Origin of the sequence: Vibrio scophthalmi LMG 19158, assembly GCF_000222585.1 — a bacterium.
Taxonomy (GTDB): Bacteria; Pseudomonadota; Gammaproteobacteria; order Enterobacterales; family Vibrionaceae; genus Vibrio; species Vibrio scophthalmi.
The window spans coordinates 1-19598 of sequence record NZ_AFWE01000066.1; the positions used below are offsets into that span (position 1 = coordinate 1).

Consider the following 19598-nt stretch of genomic DNA (forward strand, 5'->3'; position numbering starts at 1 on the left):
TTGGTATTATCCCTTTTATTATAGAGCTTGGCGGCTACAATATTCTCGCTTCTCGCTTCTCGCTTCTCGCTTCTCGCTTCTCGCTTCTCGCTTCTCGCTTCTCGCTTCTCGCTCTAACTTTCAAATACTTTATACCGCTAAGTCTGCTAATCGTACCGATAGGGATAGGTGCAACTTCTTAGAATATCTGTGCTTTTTAGGTCAGTTCATCACCTTTATTTCCCTTTTGTTTTGCAGTGATGGTTACGATAGATAATCACTATTGAACTTATTGGCAAGTGGGGCTAAAACCCACATAGAGTTTATAGTTTTGCAGCAATGTCGCTGTGAAAATTGATCTGGAGTGGAGTGTTTGCGAGTAAGAGGGTTTTTCTCTGCGGCTTGTTTAGTTCTGTTGCTTGCCAATGCGACGGATGAACAGGTATTGCCTCGTGATCCTGAATTTATCGCCGAAGCTTATCAACTTCGCCTGCCTTCTGAGCATCAAATCTCTCGTCAATTAGCGATCCTTAATTATAAAGACTTCCATTACTATTTACTGAGCCGTTATATAAACAAACCTGCCGAACGGCAAAATCAGCTAAGTTACTGCTTGTTGACCAACGACACACTCAGTGCATTGGCGTTTCGTGCATTGTCACTGCTTGTTGAAGAACCCATTGGTGCAATGGGTTATCGAGTTAAACAACACTATGAATCTAATTTAATTTATCGCTTTATACATAGCCGAAATCATTTGCAGATTGGTTAATAAAATCTGTTCTGTTTATGAGGTAAAAAAATGTTGGATTCAATTATTTCGGTCTTGATGGCGCTATGGCATCAAGACTTTGCGACGTTAATGACGCCTGGCAGTGCTGCCATGGTGTATTTTGTGGTGGGAGCACTGATCTTCTTAGAAAGTGGTTTTATTCCCGCGGCACCATTTCCTTGCGATAGCGTAGTGGTGTTATCTGGTACGTTAGCGGCTGTTGGCGTATTAGATCCATTTCTGGTGTTGATTATTATCGGGACTTGCGCGGCAACGGGAAGTTGGGCTGCCTATGTACAAGGACGTCTACTCAATCGTCTGCCTAAAGTTCAAGGTTGGGTAAATGCAGTTCCGCAAAAGCGTTTACAGCAAGTTGATATGCTTTTGGGTAAGCATGGATTAGTCGCTTTGTTCTGTGCGCGCTTTGTGCCAGTGGTGCGCTCTCTGCTGCCGTTGATGATGGGTATGCGAGCTAATAAAGTGAACAAATTCCACTACTTTTCATGGTTAAGCGCTATTTTATGGACCTTGTTACTTTGCTCTTTCGGTATGCTGTTACCATTGTTGCCTGAAAACATTAGCAAGTTAGTGACGATGGCTTTAATGGCGGCCCCAGTGATCACTTTTGTTACCGCGTTATTGGGCTTTATCACAATGCGTGTCCGTCGTGCTTTGAATGAGCAACAAGCCAGCAAGGTGAAACCGATTGTTGAAAAAGTTGAGCGTTAAGCCATATTAGGGCTTTTGGGTTACGATGATCTAAAAGCTACCTAAAGATTAGTGTGAGCAATACGATTACAATAAAAAAGGCAGCCGAGGCTGCCTTTTTTATTTTTTATATGATTTATGATTCTATTTTTACTTCTGCTTTTTTCGCTCTTTCAATCATTGGGGTAATGGTCGACCCTTGAATCAAAATCGAGAAAACAACGACGGCGTATGTCATGACCAGAATAATTTCTCTTACATCGATTTGTTTTTCTGGGATAACCCAAATGCCTGCAGGAATCGATAGTGCCATGGCGAGCGCTAAGCCGCCACGTAAGCCGCCCCAGGTTAAGATAGGGATAGACCAAGGATTATAGGTTCGATAACGTTTAAAGCCTATATAAGAGCAAAATACGCTGAGGAAGCGACCTGTTAAGACCAATGGAATGGCAAACGCCATTAGAATGAAGTCTTCTTGGTGGAATTTGAATAGCAGCATCGACATACCGATAAGTAAGAACAGTACGCCATTAAAGAACTCATCGACCAATTCCCAGAAATGGTCGAGATGATCTTCACTCTCTTTTGAAAAGCCAATATAGCGCGTCCAGTTGCCAATCATAATACCTGAGACCACCATCGCCAGAGGGCCGGATACGTGAAGAATGTCAGCCAATGCATAACCTGCGGTTGGTATACCGATGGTTAATAGCAACTCCATTGAGTGGTCGTCCGTTGCACAGATCAGATAGTGGAACACTAAGCCTAGTAGTAGGCCATAAGCAATGCCGCCAATCGCTTCTTGAACAAATAGCATAGAGACGCTGCTTAGCGTTGGTGCTTCATTGCCAAATGCGATGGTATATATGGTCACAAAAATGACTAAACCAAAGCCGTCATTAAATAACGATTCTCCCTCAATTTGAGTTGAGATGCGTTTTGGTGCATTGAGTTTTTTTACAATAGCAAGAACGGCGATGGGATCGGTTGGAGAAATAAGTGCACCGAACAGCAGGCAGTAAACGAGGTCAAATTTGATGCCGATAAGTTGGCAAAAACCAAATAGAGCGTAACCAATAAAGAAGGTAGAGAACAGCGTAGCACCTAAAGCTAATACGGTTATTTCCCATTTCTGATCTTTCAGGTTTGGTAATTTAATCCCAAGACCACCGGCAAACAGTAGAAAACCTAAAATGCCTTTAAGCAAGAAATCTTCAAAGTTAATACTCGACATGGTGTGAGTCGCAATTTCCGTCAATTGAAACCAGTCATTTTGGCCTGCAATCAAGATGAGTAATGAAAGCATCATTGATCCCGCGGTGATCGCGATGGTTGTTTGCATCTTGCCGATTTTGCTATTGATAAAAGCAATAAGCATCGCGGCAGCAGATAAAAAACAAAGAGTGTAGTAGACGGACATATTTGGACTCTTGTGTAACAAATTGTGAATAAGAATTCTGTGCCTAAGATGAGCAAATGGCAAATATTATTTCGTCATGGTGCTGTTAGGGATTAACTATTTTAGACGTCTAGACTCCTTTGAATTGTGTGATAGGATGGTGTCATACACAAAGGAATGAGGCTGTACTGTGGGAAGCAAAATAAGACAACAGATCGAGGCGCAACTAAAGCGACGTATCTTATTGATTGATGGTGGCATGGGCACCATGATTCAAGATTACAAATTAGAAGAACAAGAATACCGTGGAGAGCGATTCGCGGATTGGCATTGTGACCTCAAAGGGAACAATGATCTGTTGGTGTTATCACAGCCGAAATTGATTAAAGATATTCATCTCGACTATCTGGAAGCTGGTGCGGATATTCTCGAAACCAATACTTTTAATGCGACCACTATTGCCATGGCCGATTACGACATGGAAAGCCTGAGTGCAGAGATTAACTTCGCTGCGGCTAAACTTGCTCGTGAGGCCGCGGATGAATGGACGGCTAAGACACCAGATAAACCAAGGTATGTCGCCGGTGTGTTAGGCCCAACTAACCGAACCTGTTCGATCTCTCCCGATGTTAACGATCCTGGTTATCGCAATGTGAGTTTTGATGAGCTGGTCGAAGCTTATTCAGAGTCGACTCATGCGCTGATTCGAGGTGGTGCGGATCTCATTTTACTTGAAACGATCTTCGATACTCTGAATGCCAAAGCGTGTGCGTTTGCGGTAGAAACGGTGTTTGAAGAGCTAGGGTATTCACTGCCAGTGATGATCTCCGGTACGATCACCGATGCTTCTGGGCGTACCCTCTCTGGGCAAACGACAGAAGCGTTTTATAACTCTCTTCGTCATGTTAAACCTATTTCGTTTGGTCTGAACTGTGCGTTAGGCCCTGATGAGTTGCGTCCTTATGTGGTTGAGCTATCGCGTATCTCGGAAACCTTTGTTTCAGTCCACCCAAATGCTGGTCTGCCTAATGCGTTTGGTGAGTATGATTTATCACCAGAGGATATGGCTGAGCATGTGACTGAGTGGGCGCAGAGCGGATTCTTAAACTTGATTGGTGGTTGTTGTGGCACAACACCTGAACATATTCGCCAAATGGCACTAGCCGTAGAAGGTGTGACGCCAAGAGCATTACCGGATTTGCCAGTTGCGTGTCGTTTATCAGGTTTAGAGCCTTTAACGATCGAGAAAGATACCTTGTTCTTAAATGTGGGTGAGCGAACTAACGTGACCGGCTCTGCTCGCTTTAAACGCTTAATCAAGGAAGAGTTGTACGAAGAAGCGCTCGATGTTGCGCGTCAGCAAGTTGAAAACGGCGCACAGATCATTGATATCAATATGGATGAGGGCATGATTGATGCCGAAGCCTGTATGGTACGCTTTTTGAACCTGTGTGCATCGGAGCCGGAAATTTCCAAAGTGCCCATCATGGTTGACTCCTCTAAGTGGGAAGTCATTGAAGCGGGCTTAAAGTGCATTCAAGGCAAAGGCATCGTTAACTCGATTTCGCTGAAAGAAGGCAAAGAAAAGTTCGTTGCACAGGCTAAGCTTGTTCGTCGCTATGGCGCGGCGATTATTGTCATGGCATTTGATGAAGTCGGCCAAGCTGAGACTCGTGAGCGCAAACTTGAGATTTGTACCAACGCCTACCGCATCTTGGTTGATGAAGTAGGTTTCCCGCCAGAAGACATCATCTTCGACCCGAACATTTTTGCTGTTGCGACGGGCATTGAAGAGCACAATAACTACGCAGTCGATTTTATCGAAGCGGTGGCAGATATTAAACGTGACTTACCGCATGCGATGATTTCTGGTGGTGTGTCGAACGTTTCGTTCTCTTTCCGTGGCAACAACTATGTACGTGAAGCGATTCATGCGGTTTTCCTCTATCACTGTTTTAAGAATGGTATGGATATGGGAATCGTTAACGCGGGTCAGCTTGAGATCTACGACAATGTACCAGAAACCCTGCGTGAAGCAGTGGAAGATGTCGTACTTAACCGCCGTGATGATTCGACTGAACGCCTGCTGGACATCGCCCAAGAGTATCTTGATAAAGCCGTGGGCAAGGTGGAAGACGCGTCGTCGTTAGAGTGGCGAACGTGGCCGGTTGAAAAGAGACTAGAGCACTCACTGGTGAAAGGTATCACCGAATTTATTGTTGAAGACACGGAAGAAGCGCGTGTTAATGCTTCTCGTCCTATCGAGGTCATTGAAGGGCCATTGATGGATGGCATGAACGTGGTGGGTGACTTGTTTGGTGAGGGAAAAATGTTCCTACCTCAAGTCGTCAAATCTGCGCGCGTCATGAAGCAAGCGGTTGCTCACTTAGAACCGTTCATCAATGCCTCTAAAGAGGTGGGCTCGACCAACGGTAAGATTCTTCTAGCTACAGTGAAGGGGGATGTTCATGACATTGGCAAAAACATTGTCGGTGTTGTTTTGCAATGTAATAACTATGAAATTATCGATCTTGGCGTCATGGTGCCATGTGAAAAGATCCTCAAAATCGCGCAAGAAGAGAATGTCGATATCATCGGTTTATCTGGCCTGATCACCCCTTCACTTGATGAGATGGTGCATGTAGCTAAAGAGATGGAACGACAAGGCTTTGAACTACCATTGTTAATTGGTGGTGCAACGACTTCTAAAGCGCATACGGCGGTGAAGATTGAGCAGAATTACCACAAGCCAGTTGTGTACGTGAATAATGCATCACGAGCGGTAGGGGTGTGTACCTCGCTGTTGTCCAAAGAACTTTATCCTGCTTTTGTTGAGAAGTTGGATGCGGATTATGAAGTGGTGAGGGACCAGCACCGTCGTAAGAAGCCACGTACTCGCCCAGTGACACTTGAAAGGGCGCGAGCGAATAAGGTCGCGATTGACTGGGCTAGCTACACGCCGCCAGCTCCAGCTAAACCGGGTGTGCATATATTTAAAGATTTTGATATTGCTACTTTGCGCCAATATATCGATTGGACGCCATTCTTTATGACTTGGTCGTTGGTGGGTAAGTATCCAGCAATCTTAGAACATAAAGAAGTAGGCGAGGAAGCTAAGCGACTATTCAAAGATGCCAATGAGTTGCTTGATCGCGTTGAGCGTGAAAAGTTACTGGAAGCGCGTGGTATGTGTGCATTGTTACCAGCAGCAAGTGTTGGTGACGACATTGAAGTGTATACCGATGAATCACGTACAGAAGTGGCCAAAGTGCTGTATAACCTGCGCCAGCAAACCGAGAAACCGAAAGGGTTTAACTACTGTCTGTCAGATTACATCGCGCCGAAAGAGAGCGGTAAACTTGATTGGATTGGTGCGTTCGCGGTTACCGGAGGTATCGGTGAAAGAGAGTTGGCCGATCAATATAAAGCTGCTGGTGATGACTACAACGCCATTATGATTCAGGCGGTTGCGGACCGTTTAGCTGAAGCATTTGCTGAGTATTTGCATGAGAAAGTACGTAAGGAAATCTGGGGTTATGCAAGTGATGAAGTGCTCTCTAATGATGATTTGATTCGAGAAAAGTATCAAGGCATTCGCCCTGCACCTGGCTACCCTGCTTGTCCAGAGCATACCGAAAAAGGAGCGTTGTGGGAGTTGCTAAATGTTGAAGAGAGTATAGAGATGTCTCTGACCAGTAGCTATGCGATGTGGCCGGGCGCGGCGGTTTCGGGTTGGTACTTCTCGCATCCTGATTCTCGTTACTTTGCCATTGCACAAATTCAGCAAGATCAGGCGGAAAGCTATGCTGACCGAAAAGGTTGGGATATGTTGGAAGCGGAAAAATGGCTCGGGCCAAACATGAATTAATGCGCCTTTGCTCAGCCGCTATAGAGACAAAAAAGCACAGCTTGAAGCTGTGCTTTTTTATTGGGATTTTGCTGTGAACGAGTTAAATAAAAATCGTCGCCAAGCCCAAGAAAACCGATAGGCCAATTACATCCGTAACGGTTGTTAGCGCCATACCACCCGCTAACGCTGGGTCGATATTCATTTTCTTCAGCATAATAGGGATGGTTACCCCCGCGATACCTGCGACCAATAAGTTGGTCATCATCGCTGCTGAAATAATACCACCAAGTATCCAATTGCCTTTCCAAGCAACCACAATACCACCAATGATTAACGCCCACATGATGCCATTGAGAAAACCGATCGCGGCTTCTTTGATTAACAATTCACGTTTGTTTGAATCACCGATGTGGCCTAATGCTAAGCCACGAATGACCAGAGCAACGGTTTGATTACCCGCAACCCCACCCATCGAAGGTACGATAGTCATCAAGACTGCAATGGCCGCCATTTGATCTAAAGTGGCTTCAAACATGTTGGAAACTGAGGCTGCAGCAAGGGCTGCAAGTACATTCGCACCGAGCCACACACTACGCTTGCGCGCCGATTTTACCACCGGGGCAAAGGTATCTTCATCATCGTCTAGACCTGCCATACTCATCATTGAGTGCTCGGCATCTTCACGAATAACGTCAACCACGTCATCGATGGTGATACGACCTACGAGTAGTTGGTTCTCATCAATGACAGGAGCAGAAACCCAGTTACGACGTTCGAATAGGCTCGCGACATCGGAGTCCTTCATCGTCACTTCGATTGCATCGTCCGCATCTTCCATCACATCCGCAACTTTGACATCGGGTTGGGTGGTAAGAATGGCCGTTAATGAGAGCTCACCAATTAGGCGATTCTCTTCATCAATGACGTACAACGCATCGGTCGCTTCAGGTAGTTCACCACGCATACGTAAGTAGCGGAGCACAACGTCAATATCGACATCACCACGAATGGTAATGACGTCGGTATTCATTAAACTACCTGCGGTATCCTCTGAATACGATAGGGCAGTTTCAACACGTTGACGATCTTCCACATCCATCTGCGAAAGTACTTCACGTGAAACATCGTCAGGCAGGCTTCGGAGGACGTAAGCGACATCATCGGTGTCCATGCCTTCGGTTGCTTCAGCCAACATCTCTGGTGCCATTCTAGACACGAGATCGTCTTTTACATCCTCGCTTAATTCATCGAGGATTTCGCCATAATCTTCTGGATCGGTTAGTTGCCAAAGAACTTCACGGCTTTTACGCGGAGAGGCTTCTAAGAGATGAGCGATATCTTCCGGTTCCATGTCCTGCAGCTGACGGCGGACGTGGACGAAACGGCCATTTTCTAGAGCATCTGTGACTTCTTGGAGGGCTTGGTGAGCTTGATCAAACTCTATTTGCTCGGCCATCGATTCCCCCTGACTCTATATGGTTACAATGCGTTGAATAGTAACTTAATTTAACGGCTTGTTTAATAAGTTAGTGTTAAGAAAATCTAATTATCTGTTGATAAGTGAGCCGTAGATGTAATCAGTGTAGGTGAAGGGTTACTCATCTTCGTCAAATTTATGCTCAATTAACTGGCAAACCGCGATTAATGCCTCGCTTGCATCATTCCCTTCAGCGTGAATGGTGACATGCTCGCCTTGTGCTGATTCGAGCATCAATAAGCCCATAACACTGTCGGCAGTGGCAACTTTTCCATCATGGTTTTGAATGGTCAAAATGGCATTAAATGATTGTGCGAGTTCAACCAGTTTAACTGCCGCACGAGCATGTAGCCCAAGTCGATTCTCAATTAGGACGGTTTTACTCTCTTGCGGCATACGTTAATCCTGTCGGTTTTTCTCAAGTGAGGTGTGGCGAATTTGCACCTGATGTCCCAGTTCAGCGAAGTACTCGCCAATTTGTTGGGTGAGGTAGACTGAGCGGTGCTTACCGCCAGTACAGCCAATCGCCACCGTCAGATAGCTACGATTATTTTTTTCTAACATTGGCAGCCAGTGTTCTATGAATTTCTGTACTTGGAGTTTTAATTCAATCACTTCTTGATGGCTTTCCAAATAGGATTTAATTGGTGCATCTAGCCCAGTGAGTGGGCGTAAATCGGGTTCCCAATGTGGATTGGGAAGAAAACGCACATCGAAGACATAATCAGCATCACTGGGTAGGCCATATTTGAAACCAAATGATTGGAATACCATCACCAAATCTTTGCGTTCACGTCCTTCTACTCGACGGCGAACATTCTCACTCAATTCATGCAGCGATTGATTGCTGCTATCAATGATGAGATCAGCGTGTTCTTTGAGTGGTGAAAGAATGCTTTTTTCTTTCTCAATCGCTTGCTCAAGCGAGGTGCTTTCATGTGCCAATGAGAGGGGGTGGATACGGCGAGTTTCGCTGTATCGCTTAAGTAAAGTGTCTTTATTGGCATCAAGAAACAGCACGCTCACGTCGGTTTCTTGTTTTAGCTTTTGTAGTACATCGTTAACCAAGGTTGGTTCTTCGGGCAGGTTACGAATATCGATACTGACCGCGACATTTTGCTTGCTGCCTTGAATGGATTGTACGAATACATTCAATAGGTTAACAGGAAGGTTATCAACACAATAGTAACCTAAATCTTCAAGCACACGCAGCGCTACGCTTTTACCTGCCCCTGATTGGCCACTGACTACAATTAAACGCATAACAACGACTACCTGTTGATCATAATGTCATACAGCTCTTGATCCGACTGCGCTTTGCGAAGCTGCTTGAGGATCAGCTTGTCGTTAAGACGTTCAGCCATACATGAGAGGGTTTTGAGGTGTTCTTTGCATTGTGCATCAGGCACAAGTAAAGCAAATAGGAGGTCAACGGGACGGTTATCAATCGCGTCGAATTCTATTGGGCTTTCGCATTGTAAAAGGACGGCAACAGCTTGGTCGCTTGACTGCATACGAGCATGGGGAATGGCTATTCCATTTCCAATGCCAGTACTGCCCATCTTTTCACGGCTGAGCATGCATTCAAAAAGTTCGGTTGAGTTTTGTCCGGTATGCTCTGCGACGATTTCACTGATCATCTCAAGAGCGCGTTTTTTGCTGGTGCATTGGACTGCACTTTTGGTGCAGTCCAAGGTTAGAATTTCGCTAAGTTGCATAGTTAATGATTATGTAGTTTTTCTTTGTGCTTATTGAGCTGTCTAACCAGTTTATCGGTTAGCGAGTCGATTGCGGCATACATGCTTTCGTCATCAGCTGACGCATGTATTTCGCCTTGATTAATATGAAGGGTAGCTTCTGCGATTTGCTGAAGTTTTTCAACTTTTAAAACCACTTGAACACTGTTGATGTGGTCGAAAAAACGCTCCAGCTTTTGAAATTTTTCGTTTACGTAGTCTTGCATTGAGTCGGTAAGATCAACGTGGTGGCCAGTAATATTGATTTGCATAGGCTTTCCTTCTCGGTTGTTGCCTTAAAGTAGGCGTTTACGCTGACTTGAAGGGGCGATGCCCAAGGACTCTCGGTATTTAGCTATTGTTCGTCTAGCGACCTGAATCCCTTGGTCAGCGAGTAGAGCTGCAATTTTGCTATCGCTAAGAGGCTTAGCGCTGTTTTCTGCAGCGACGAGCTTTTTAATTAAAGCACGAATTGCAGTTGAAGAGCATTCCCCACCATTGTCTGTACTGACGTGACTGGAGAAGAAGTACTTCAATTCAAATATACCGCGTGGCGTGTGCATATACTTCTGTGTCGTAACACGAGAGATGGTTGATTCATGCATATCCACGGAGAGAGCGACGTCATTGAGTACCATTGGTTTCATCGCCTCTTCGCCATACTCGAAGAAATTTCTTTGATGTTCAACAATACACTTGGCAACTTTGAGCAGCGTCTCGTTTCGGCTTTCTAAGCTTTTGATTAGCCATTTTGCTTCTTGCAAATTAGAACGAATGTACTGGCTATCTGGGCTGCTGCCTTTGCCGAGTGCGGCGTACTGTTGATTGACTTTTAAACGTGGAATGGCATCAGGGTTGCTGGTCACCATCCATTTTCCATGCTCTTTAAATACGGATACATCAGGGATCACGTATTCGGCTTGCTCACTCGATATGCGACTACCCGGACGCGGATCCAATTGTTGGATCAGCTTGAGTACATCACGTAGATCCGTTTCTTTAAGCTTAGTCTCTTTGATGATCAACTTATAATCTCGATTACCAAGTTGATCAATATGATCGGTCAACACCAGTTTAGCTTCATTTAACCAAGGCGTGTCTTCTGGGTAAGTCGCTAGCTGGAGTAGTAGGCAGTCTTGTAAGTTGATAGAGGCGACACCGAGTGGGTCAAATTGCTGAATTCGTTTACGAACGGCTTCAATTTCCTCTGGTTCAACTTCTTCATGATCAAAGTTTTCCAGAATTTCGGAAAGCGGTACGGTTAGATAACCGTAATCATCAATGGCATCAATCAGTGCAAGTGCAATGGTTCTATCAAGTTCACTAAATGGGGTTAAATCGAGTTGCCAGATTAGGTAGTCGTAAAGAGATTCGGTGGTTTCACCTTGATAAATCGGTGCATCGTCATCGACGGCGATACCAGTACTGCCGGTATTTGCGCTATAGACATCATCCCATGTAGTGTCTATTTCAAGTTCAGAACTGATCTCTGATTTTTCAATCAGCTCTGAGCTATCTTGCTGCTCACTTTCGGAAGCTTCCGCACTGGATTCTTTTTCCTCATTACGGTTTTTCTCTTCGCTGGTGGTCAGTTCTTCATTGCCTTCCTCCACTTCGAGCAGTGGGTTGGAGTCCAAGGCTTCTTGAATCTCTTGTTGAAGATCTAATGTAGACAGCTGCAACAAGCGAATGGCCTGCTGTAACTGTGGCGTCATCGCCAACTGTTGTCCTAGCTTGAGTTGTAATGAGGGTTTCATTCAGTAATACATGCCTTTTAAAGTTCTACAGACTTTTTAATAATCATAGTCGGAATTGTTCACCAAGATAAACTTGTTTCACTTGCTCGTTGTTAAGCACGTCTTCTGGTGTCCCTTCTGCAATGAGATGTCCTTGGCTTACAATGTAGGCTTTTTCACATACATCAAGCGTTTCACGAACGTTGTGGTCTGTAATCAAAACCCCAAGGCCTCGATCACGAAGATGGACAATGATTTTCTTGATATCGATTACCGAGATAGGGTCGACACCAGCGAAAGGTTCATCCAACAGAATAAACTGTGGGTTAGCGGCCAGTGCGCGTGCAATTTCTACACGTCGACGCTCGCCCCCTGATAGTGCCATACCCGCACTCTCACGAATGTGCTGAATGTGGAATTCTTCTAATAAATCTTCCAGCTTATCTTGGCGCTCTTCGCGGGTTAGCTCTTCGCGGGTTTCTAAAACTGCCATAATGTTGTCTTGTACCGACAATTTACGGAAGATAGAGGCTTCCTGTGGTAGGTAGCCAATCCCCATGCGTGAGCGGCTGTGCATCGGTAAGATACTTATGTCTTGTCCATCAATACTGATAACACCTTCATCACGAGCAACTAAGCCGACGATCATGTAAAACGAAGTTGTTTTACCGGCACCGTTAGGGCCTAGTAATCCCACAATCTGGCCTGATTCAACTTGTAAGCTGACGTCAGAAACCACTTTTCGATTCTTATAGCTTTTCGCTAGGTGTTCTGCTTTTAAAATCGCCATAATTATTCTTGTACTGCTTGAGGCTGAAGTACGGTCGACACTCGATCGCCCTTTTGCTTACCGTCAGCAACTAACTTTTGTGATGAAATATGGTAACGAATATGATTACCGCGAATTTCGCTGTCATCTTGTGCCAACATTGCGTCATCAATCATCGTGAGTTGGTCGTTACTCACTTCGTAATGCAGCTCTTTTGCTTCACCGTATAAGGTTTTGCCATCGTCAGTGAGCTGAGAAAAGGTGGCTAGATTGCCATAGCCATCAATCTTGTTGATTGAGCCATCCGTTTTATTACGTGTGACGATAATCTTGTCAGCATTGATATTGATGCTGCCTTGCTTAAGCTTTACATCACCAAGGAAGGTGACTTGGTTGCTTTGCATATCAAGGTGTTGACTGTCTGAATCAATGTATACAGGCTGATCGCGGTCAGTCGACAATGCCATGGCCTGTGTTGCTGCGAACAAACAGGCGATTAAACTAAGGTGTGAGAGTTTCATATCTGCCTTGTACATGATTGTAAAGTATCGCGGTGTTGTCAGCGAAATTGCCTTTCATCGCTTGACCTACCGTCTCAAATTGAGGGCCAATTAGGGTAACTTGGTTATCCGCCCAAAAATCACGATTATCCAACTGAATATGCATTATGTCAGTTGATAATGTGTCAAATCCGGAGTCAGGTAGTAAATTTTTACCTAATACATTGCTTTGTAGTGTAAGCACATGATCTTTGGTTAATACGCCATGCTCTGCGGTAATCTCCCATTCTTGAATATCGCCATTGAGATAAACTTTCAATATTGGCTTATCAAACACGGTATCACCACTGCTGGCATAATTGTCCAATTTAGTGGAGATGATCACGTAACTACGAACACCTTGTTCATTGTATGAGGTGTTGGTTAGGTCATGGCCGGTAAAGAGTGGTAGCTCTACATTCGGTTCGACCTGAATATCGTAACTGGCTTTGTTGGTCATCAAGTAATAGCCAGAAATGGCAATGATGACGACCAGCAGTAAATAACCGATACGAGACAAACTCATATACTTAAACCTTTGTGTACGTCTAGTTCGTCACGAGCCTGAAGGATCAGATCGCAAACTTCACGCACTGCGCCGTGGCCACCTTTAATGGTTGTGACGTAGTTCGCACGCTGAGCAAGCAAAGGATGACCATCAGCCACACACACTTTTAGTGCGACTTTTTCCATGACTGGCCAATCAATCAGATCATCACCAATATAGCCGGTTTGCTCGGGAGCAATCCCTAACTGTTGGCAAATATCGTGGTAAGCCTTCACCTTATCGTCTTGGCCTTGATAGATCAGTTTAATGCCCAGCGCTTTCATGCGATTTTCGACGATCTGAGACTGACGTCCAGTAATGATGGCAATTTCAATGCCTGCGTTCATTAATGATTTTACGCCGTATCCATCACGGGTGTGGAAAGTTTTTAGTTCTTCCCCTTGGTTACCCATGTAGATAAGGCCGTCAGAGAAGACTCCGTCGACATCACAGATCAAGAGCTTAATGTGTTTGGCAATCGCTAAAATATCAGCGTCAACTTCACCATATAAGGTGCTGACTTTTTCAGTCATTACATGACCCCTGCTTTGAGTAGGTCGTGCATATTCAATGCACCAACCACGGTGTTGTTTTCACAAAGCAGTAATCCATTAATGCTTTTCTCTTGCATCAAGTTTACACCTTCTGCCGCCAACATGTTTGGGTTGGCAACGGTCGGGTTTTTGGTCATCACTTCGCTGATAAGAGCGCTATGAATATCAATGCGTTTATCTAAAATTCGGCGTAGGTCACCATCGGTAAAAATACCGAGCAGTTGTTTATCTTGGTCAACAACCGCCGTCATGCCGAGGCCTTTTTGTGTTATTTCAAGTAATGCATCACGCACTAAGGTTTGTGGTGAAACTAAGGGTAGTTCATCACCAGTGTGCATGATGTCTGATAATTTTAGTAACAGCTTGCGGCCAAGTGCCCCACCAGGGTGCGACAATGCGAAATCTTCAGCAGTAAAGCCACGAGCTTGTAATAAAGAAACCGCAAGGGCATCCCCCATCACTAACGTTGCAGTGGTGCTGGAGGTCGGAGCTAAGCCGAGTGGGCACGCTTCTTTCGGCACGGTAATTTGGAGATGGATATCTGCCAGCTTTGCCATGTTAGAGGTCGGTTTACCCGTCATGCTGATAATGGTGATTTTAAGGCGTTTTAGCACAGGGAATAGTGACAATATTTCGCCTGATTCGCCCGAATTTGAAATCGCCAGAACGATATCTCCGGGTTCAATCATACCAAGATCGCCGTGTGCAGCTTCTCCTGGGTGAACAAAAAACGCTGAAGTACCCGTACTCGCCAGAGAGGCGGCAATCTTATTGCCAATATGTCCAGATTTACCCATTCCCATGATCACTACTTTGCCATTTTTATTGGCTAAGATCGTCTCACAAGCTTGAGCAAAACTGTCGTTGAAATATTGGTCTAGCTGCTTTAATGCTTCAATTTCAATATTAAGCACTTCTAATGCGGCAGCGCGATAATCAAACATCACAATCTCCAGCGAACAATTACGCGTTCATATTGATAACAAGGTAGCTCTGGTACGCAATAAATACGACCACAAGGAATGCGCCTTCAAAACGATTGATGCTGCGCGATTTTCCTAGCGCCATCACAACCAACAGTAGTGATACCGCCAACATGACCCAAAAATCGCGACCCATGACGAGCTCGCTTAGAATTGAAGGATTAAGAATGCCGGGAATACCCATTACCGCAAGGATGTTAAATACATTTGAGCCGATGATATTACCAACGGCCATGTCATCTTCGCCTTTCATCACGCCAGCTACCGAAGCGGCTAATTCAGGTAAGCTTGTACCTACCGCGATAATCGTTAGACCGATCACTAGATCGCTCATGCCAAAATATTTTGCAATGACAACAGAGCTATCGACCAGAGTGTCAGCTGCGATAGGCAAAATAATTAAACCGATAACAACCCACATTAAGGCAATTTTGTTGTCTACGCCTTCAGGAACGTCTTGCTCTTGTTCTTCAAGTAGCACATCACCGTTTGGTTGCTCTTTACGACTAATGCGCAACATAGCAAGAATAAAGATAACGAATAGACCTAGCAGCAGCACACCTTCGTAGAAGCCAAGATGGTTATCCCACAAGATTGCACCCGCAATCAGGGTGACCCCGATCATCAGTGGCAGTTCACGACGTAATACCGGTGAACTAATCGAGAGTGGCTTAATCATGGCGGTGATACCAAGAATTAGTGCGATGTTTGCGATGTTGGAACCAATCACGTTACCGACCGCGGTGTCGGTTTTTCCATCCAGCGCTGCCGTTGCGGACACCATCATTTCAGGAGCTGAAGAGCCCATGGCTAGGATCGTCATACCAATCACCAGCGGTGAAATACCGAAGTTACGCGCTAGGGCTGCAGAGCCATAAACCAGTTTGTCGGCACTCCATACCAGAAAAATGAGACCAATAATAAGAAACGCTACCGCTTCGATCATGATATATCCTAACTTATCTACAAACTGAATAATTTAACCGTCAATTTTGACGCGTTGGGGGGTAAAATGGAAGCTGAACATGCAATTATTTACCGCCCATTTTGTAATTCCATATGTGGCTTGAATATAAGACGGGAATTTAAGTACTTCACATTTAATTGAACAGTGCTTTAAATTCGAGATTAATCTGCTTATGATTGCGCATCATATAAAGGATTCTGACGACGAGTACCGAATGTCATCAACTGATTTGGTTACAGTCAATAATCTCACTTTTTCACGTGGAAATAGGAAGATTTTTGACAACGTAAACCTACATGTTCCCAAGGGCAAAGTGACGGCCATTATGGGACCCTCAGGGATCGGAAAAACGACCTTGTTACGCCTGATAGGCGGACAGATTTCTCCTGATAGTGGAGAGGTTTTATTTGATGGTCTGAATATCCCTACATTGAGTCGCCGTAAGCTCTATCAAGAAAGAAAACGCATGAGTATGCTTTTTCAATCGGGCGCACTCTTCACCGATCTAAACGTTTTCGATAACGTTGCCTTCCCATTGCGTGAGCACACTCAGCTTGATGAAGAGTTGCTGCGCACCTTAGTTTTACTAAAACTAGAAGCCGTGGGGTTGCGTGGCGCCGCTGAGCTCATGCCAAGTGAGCTTTCTGGTGGTATGGCACGTCGTGCGGCTCTTGCGCGCTCTATTGCTTTAGACCCTGAACTTATCATGTTCGACGAACCCTTTGTTGGCCAAGATCCGATTACCATGGGTGTGTTGGTGGAGCTGATTCGTAACCTTAATCAAGCTTTGGCGATTACTGCGATTGTGGTTTCTCATGATGTGCCTGAAGTGATGAGTATTGCCGATTGGGTCTACATTCTTGCCAATGGTCAAGTGATTGCCAGTGGTACTCCTGAGGAGCTGCGAGCCAATCCGGATCCGCAAGTTCAACAATTCCTAGTGGGTGATGCCGACGGCCCTGTGCCGTTTCGATATCCGGCTAAACCAATAGGTGAGGATCTATTTCAATGATAACTCGTGTTCTTAATTTTATTGCCTCTCTAGGTCGACGAGGTATGAAATTTAGTGCGTCTGTTGGTCGTGCTAGCTTGATGCTATTTGGCGCACTAGCAGCCAGACCTCGTCCTATCAAAAACGCACCGTTGTTAATTAAGCAATTGTATAGCGTTGGCGTTCAATCTTTGCTGATCATCATTTTATCTGGTCTGTTTATTGGCATGGTATTGAGCCTTCAAGGTTATGTCATTCTGATTGATTTCGGAGCTGAAGGTGCACTAGGTCAAATGGTTGCGCTATCGCTATTGCGTGAGCTAGGTCCTGTCGTTACTGCACTGCTATTTGCAGGTCGGGCGGGCTCGGCATTGACCGCAGAGATTGGCTTAATGAAAGCCACTGAGCAGCTCTCTTCGATGGAAATGATGGCCGTTGATCCTTTGAAGCGCGTGATTGCACCACGTTTCTGGGCTGGTGTTATTTCTATGCCCTTACTCACGATGATTTTTATGGCGGTGGGTATTTGGGGTGGTCAGCTGGTGGGTGTGGATTGGAAAGGCATCGATCACGGTAGCTTCTGGTCGGCGATGCAATCGTCAGTTGAATTAGGTCAAGATATTGGCAATAGCTTTATCAAAAGCTTTGTTTTTGCCATTACCGTGACTTGGATAGCTTTATTTAATGGATACGATGCGATTCCGACTTCGGAAGGCATCAGCCGTGCAACCACTCGCACGGTAGTACACTCTTCTTTGGCAGTACTTGGACTAGACTTCGTACTGACCGCATTGATGTTCGGGAACTAAACATGCAACAGACACGTAAAACAGAATTATGGGTGGGTAGCTTCATCTTAGCGGGAATTTGCGCAGTCTTGATTATGATTTTTCAAGTCGCTGACGTAAAAGGTATTGGTTCGAATGATACTTATAGCTTAAATGCTGAGTTCGATAACATTGGTAGCCTAAAAGTTCGCTCACCGGTGAAAGTGGGCGGTGTGGTCGTGGGGCGTGTTACGTCTATCACATTGAACCCTGAATCACTTTTGCCTGTGGTTGGTATGGCGGTGAATAGCCAGTACGATCAGTTCCCTGAAACTTCGAGTGTGCAAATTCTCACTTCAGGCTTGATTGGTGAGCAGTATATCGGCCTGACGCCAGGCTTTGTGTTCGATGATGAACAGATGCTGGTGGATGGTGACTTTATTGAAGACACCAAATCGGCTTTGGTGCTAGAAGATCTTATTGGCCAAGTGCTGTATAGCGTTGGTGGCGGCTCTGATTCTGGAGAGAAATAATGTTGAAAAAATTCTTATTAACGGTTTGTGCCTTGATATTGCCATTTTACGCAGTCAGTGCAGAAATTGATAAAACCCAGCCATACTCAATGATGGAACAAGTCGGCAGCATGGCATTTGAGCGTTTAAAAGCAGAGCAAGGCCTCATCAAACAAGACCCTAATCACTTAAAAGTGATTGTTGAAGAAGAGTTGATGCCGTACGTGAACTATAAGTATGCGGCATTGAAACTACTTGGTTCAAACTTAAAAGGGGCTAAACGTGCAGACGTTAATGAGTTCATCATTGCTTTCCGTTCTTACTTAATTGCGTCTTACGCTCAGGTTCTAACCCAATACACCGATCAGGAGATCGAGTTTGGCCCTGAGTTGAAGATTGATCCAAGTAAGACCATTACTAGCGTAAAGGTCGATATTGTTGATGCGCCACGGCCGAATATCCAATTGGAATTCAAGCTGCGTAAAGACAAAAAAACGGGTGAATGGAAAGTGTTTGATATGATTGCTGAAGGCATTAGTTTGTTGTCCAGTAAGCAATCAGAGTGGAGTGGAAAACTGCGTCAAGAAGGGATTTTAGCCGTGGCGCAAGAGCTCGATACGCTTGCGGCACAACCGATCCGTTTTGAGGCACAAAAATGATAGCCCACGAGCAATATCAGCGTATTGATGATAATACGGCTAAGCTTACAGGTTTATTGAATCGTGACACCGTTCCCGCGCTGTGGAAGCTGTTGAAAGCATGGCAACCACAACAAACGACGCTAGAGCTGAATCTTTCTCAGCTTGAACGAGTGGATTCCGCTGGAATGGTGATGCTCATCCACCTATTAGAGCATGCAAAAAAACGAAACTGTCATATAATGCTCAGCTTCGTGCCAAAGCAACTCAGCACTTTGCTGGCACTGAGTAATGTTGAAAAATACATTGCTGAGCACATAAAGATTAATTAGAGGTAAATTGTGGATAGCGCAAAAGTACAACAGATTTTAAACGAAGCACTAAACCTAGAAGAACTACACGTGAAGGGCGAGGGTAGCCACTACGAAGTGATCGCTGTTGATGCTTGTTTCGAGGGAATGAACCGCGTTAAGAAACAACAAACCATTTATGCGCCCCTCATGGAATATATCCAAAGAAATGACATCCACGCGCTTTCCATCAAGGCATACACGCCGGCTGAATGGGCTCGTGATAAAAAGTTGATGTCACTGTAAGGTTTAGTAATGGAAAAATTTAGAGTAACAGGTTCTAACAAGCCCCTCGTTGGTGAAGTCACTATCTCTGGTGCGAAG

Annotated in this window: 23 protein-coding genes; 10 read left to right on the plus strand and 13 right to left on the minus strand. The window is 45.0% G+C overall.

The features are described from left to right. From RH88_RS23790 to RH88_RS04315, 3 genes are all read left to right on the plus strand, one after another. The coding region (locus RH88_RS23790; protein ID WP_005593688.1) for a hypothetical protein at window positions 1-182 on the plus strand (182 nt) is incomplete at its 5' end. Between the two features lie 161 nt (window positions 183-343). Then, on the plus strand, window positions 344-751 hold the full coding sequence (locus tag RH88_RS04310; protein ID WP_241212159.1) for a hypothetical protein: 408 nt from the start codon (window positions 344-346) through the stop codon (window positions 749-751). Window positions 752-781: 30 nt separating this feature from the next. After that, window positions 782-1480: a DedA family protein gene (locus tag RH88_RS04315; protein WP_005593690.1), complete on the plus strand. Its 699-nt coding sequence runs from the start codon at window positions 782-784 to the stop codon at window positions 1478-1480. Between the two features lie 115 nt (window positions 1481-1595). Here RH88_RS04315 and RH88_RS04320 read toward each other — a convergent pair whose 3' ends face one another. Next, on the minus strand, window positions 1596-2879 hold the full coding sequence (locus RH88_RS04320; protein WP_005593692.1) for a cation:proton antiporter: 1284 nt from the start codon (window positions 2877-2879) through the stop codon (window positions 1596-1598). A gap of 169 nt (window positions 2880-3048) precedes the next feature. Here RH88_RS04320 and metH point away from each other — a divergent pair, with 169 nt between their 5' ends. Beyond that, window positions 3049-6726: a methionine synthase gene (gene metH / locus RH88_RS04325; RefSeq protein ID WP_005593694.1), complete on the plus strand. Its 3678-nt coding sequence runs from the start codon at window positions 3049-3051 to the stop codon at window positions 6724-6726. Between the two features lie 82 nt (window positions 6727-6808). On the opposite strand, the gene mgtE is transcribed toward metH, so the two are convergent. From mgtE to RH88_RS04385, 12 genes are all read right to left on the minus strand, one after another. Then, window positions 6809-8164 (minus strand): magnesium transporter, encoded by a 1356-nt coding sequence (gene mgtE / locus RH88_RS04330; protein ID WP_005593695.1) that lies wholly within the window; start codon window positions 8162-8164, stop codon window positions 6809-6811. 138 nt (window positions 8165-8302) lie between these two features. Continuing rightward, on the minus strand, window positions 8303-8581 hold the full coding sequence (locus RH88_RS04335; RefSeq protein WP_005593697.1) for an HPr family phosphocarrier protein: 279 nt from the start codon (window positions 8579-8581) through the stop codon (window positions 8303-8305). A 3-nt stretch (window positions 8582-8584) separates the two neighbouring features. Then, window positions 8585-9448, minus strand: coding sequence for an RNase adapter RapZ (gene rapZ / locus RH88_RS04340; protein WP_005593699.1), 864 nt, complete (start codon window positions 9446-9448; stop codon window positions 8585-8587). Window positions 9449-9456: 8 nt separating this feature from the next. Further along, window positions 9457-9903 carry a PTS IIA-like nitrogen regulatory protein PtsN gene (gene ptsN, locus RH88_RS04345; RefSeq protein WP_005593700.1) on the minus strand — a complete coding sequence of 149 codons (447 nt, stop codon included), beginning with the start codon at window positions 9901-9903 and terminating at the stop codon, window positions 9457-9459. 2 nt (window positions 9904-9905) lie between these two features. Continuing rightward, on the minus strand, window positions 9906-10193 hold the full coding sequence (gene hpf, locus RH88_RS04350; protein WP_005593702.1) for a ribosome hibernation promoting factor: 288 nt from the start codon (window positions 10191-10193) through the stop codon (window positions 9906-9908). Window positions 10194-10217: 24 nt separating this feature from the next. Continuing rightward, window positions 10218-11678, minus strand: a complete 1461-nt coding sequence (locus tag RH88_RS04355; protein ID WP_005593703.1) for an RNA polymerase factor sigma-54 — start codon at window positions 11676-11678, stop codon at window positions 10218-10220. 43 nt (window positions 11679-11721) lie between these two features. Beyond that, the gene (gene lptB, locus RH88_RS04360) at window positions 11722-12447 is read right to left on the minus strand and encodes an LPS export ABC transporter ATP-binding protein (RefSeq protein ID WP_005593704.1); all 726 of its coding nucleotides are present in this window, start codon (window positions 12445-12447) and stop codon (window positions 11722-11724) included. A 2-nt stretch (window positions 12448-12449) separates the two neighbouring features. Beyond that, the gene (gene lptA, locus RH88_RS04365; protein WP_005593705.1) at window positions 12450-12947 is read right to left on the minus strand and encodes a lipopolysaccharide transport periplasmic protein LptA; all 498 of its coding nucleotides are present in this window, start codon (window positions 12945-12947) and stop codon (window positions 12450-12452) included. Continuing rightward, window positions 12928-13491, minus strand: coding sequence for an LPS export ABC transporter periplasmic protein LptC (lptC, locus tag RH88_RS04370; protein WP_005593706.1), 564 nt, complete (start codon window positions 13489-13491; stop codon window positions 12928-12930). The genes lptA and lptC overlap by 20 nt, the downstream gene beginning before the upstream one ends. Continuing rightward, window positions 13488-14045 carry a 3-deoxy-manno-octulosonate-8-phosphatase KdsC gene (gene kdsC, locus RH88_RS04375; RefSeq protein ID WP_005593707.1) on the minus strand — a complete coding sequence of 186 codons (558 nt, stop codon included), beginning with the start codon at window positions 14043-14045 and terminating at the stop codon, window positions 13488-13490. Before kdsC ends, lptC begins: the two co-directional genes overlap by 4 nt. Then, window positions 14045-15010, minus strand: a complete 966-nt coding sequence (gene kdsD, locus RH88_RS04380; protein WP_005593708.1) for an arabinose-5-phosphate isomerase KdsD — start codon at window positions 15008-15010, stop codon at window positions 14045-14047. The genes kdsC and kdsD overlap by 1 nt, the downstream gene beginning before the upstream one ends. Before the next feature lie 19 nt (window positions 15011-15029). Further along, a complete protein-coding gene (locus RH88_RS04385; protein ID WP_005593710.1) occupies window positions 15030-15995 on the minus strand; it encodes a calcium/sodium antiporter in 966 nt (321 codons plus the stop codon). A gap of 235 nt (window positions 15996-16230) precedes the next feature. Between RH88_RS04385 and mlaF the strand changes: the two genes are divergently transcribed. Genes mlaF through ibaG form a run of 6 tightly spaced genes read left to right on the plus strand, consistent with a single transcriptional unit; the run spans window position 16231 to window position 19520 of the window. Continuing rightward, complete coding sequence (gene mlaF, locus RH88_RS04390) at window positions 16231-17028, plus strand: phospholipid ABC transporter ATP-binding protein MlaF (RefSeq protein WP_005593712.1); 798 nt, start codon at window positions 16231-16233, stop codon at window positions 17026-17028. Then, on the plus strand, window positions 17025-17816 hold the full coding sequence (gene mlaE, locus RH88_RS04395) for a lipid asymmetry maintenance ABC transporter permease subunit MlaE (RefSeq protein ID WP_005593714.1): 792 nt from the start codon (window positions 17025-17027) through the stop codon (window positions 17814-17816). The genes mlaF and mlaE overlap by 4 nt, the downstream gene beginning before the upstream one ends. A 2-nt stretch (window positions 17817-17818) precedes the next feature. Next, window positions 17819-18307 carry an outer membrane lipid asymmetry maintenance protein MlaD gene (gene mlaD / locus RH88_RS04400; RefSeq protein WP_005593715.1) on the plus strand — a complete coding sequence of 163 codons (489 nt, stop codon included), beginning with the start codon at window positions 17819-17821 and terminating at the stop codon, window positions 18305-18307. Continuing rightward, window positions 18307-18945 (plus strand): MlaC/ttg2D family ABC transporter substrate-binding protein, encoded by a 639-nt coding sequence (locus RH88_RS04405; protein ID WP_005593717.1) that lies wholly within the window; start codon window positions 18307-18309, stop codon window positions 18943-18945. Before mlaD ends, RH88_RS04405 begins: the two co-directional genes overlap by 1 nt. Then, window positions 18942-19256 carry an STAS domain-containing protein gene (locus RH88_RS04410; RefSeq protein WP_005593718.1) on the plus strand — a complete coding sequence of 105 codons (315 nt, stop codon included), beginning with the start codon at window positions 18942-18944 and terminating at the stop codon, window positions 19254-19256. Before RH88_RS04405 ends, RH88_RS04410 begins: the two co-directional genes overlap by 4 nt. 9 nt (window positions 19257-19265) lie before the next feature. Next, on the plus strand, window positions 19266-19520 hold the full coding sequence (gene ibaG / locus RH88_RS04415) for a BolA family iron metabolism protein IbaG (RefSeq protein ID WP_005593719.1): 255 nt from the start codon (window positions 19266-19268) through the stop codon (window positions 19518-19520). Window positions 19521-19598 lie beyond the last annotated feature (78 nt).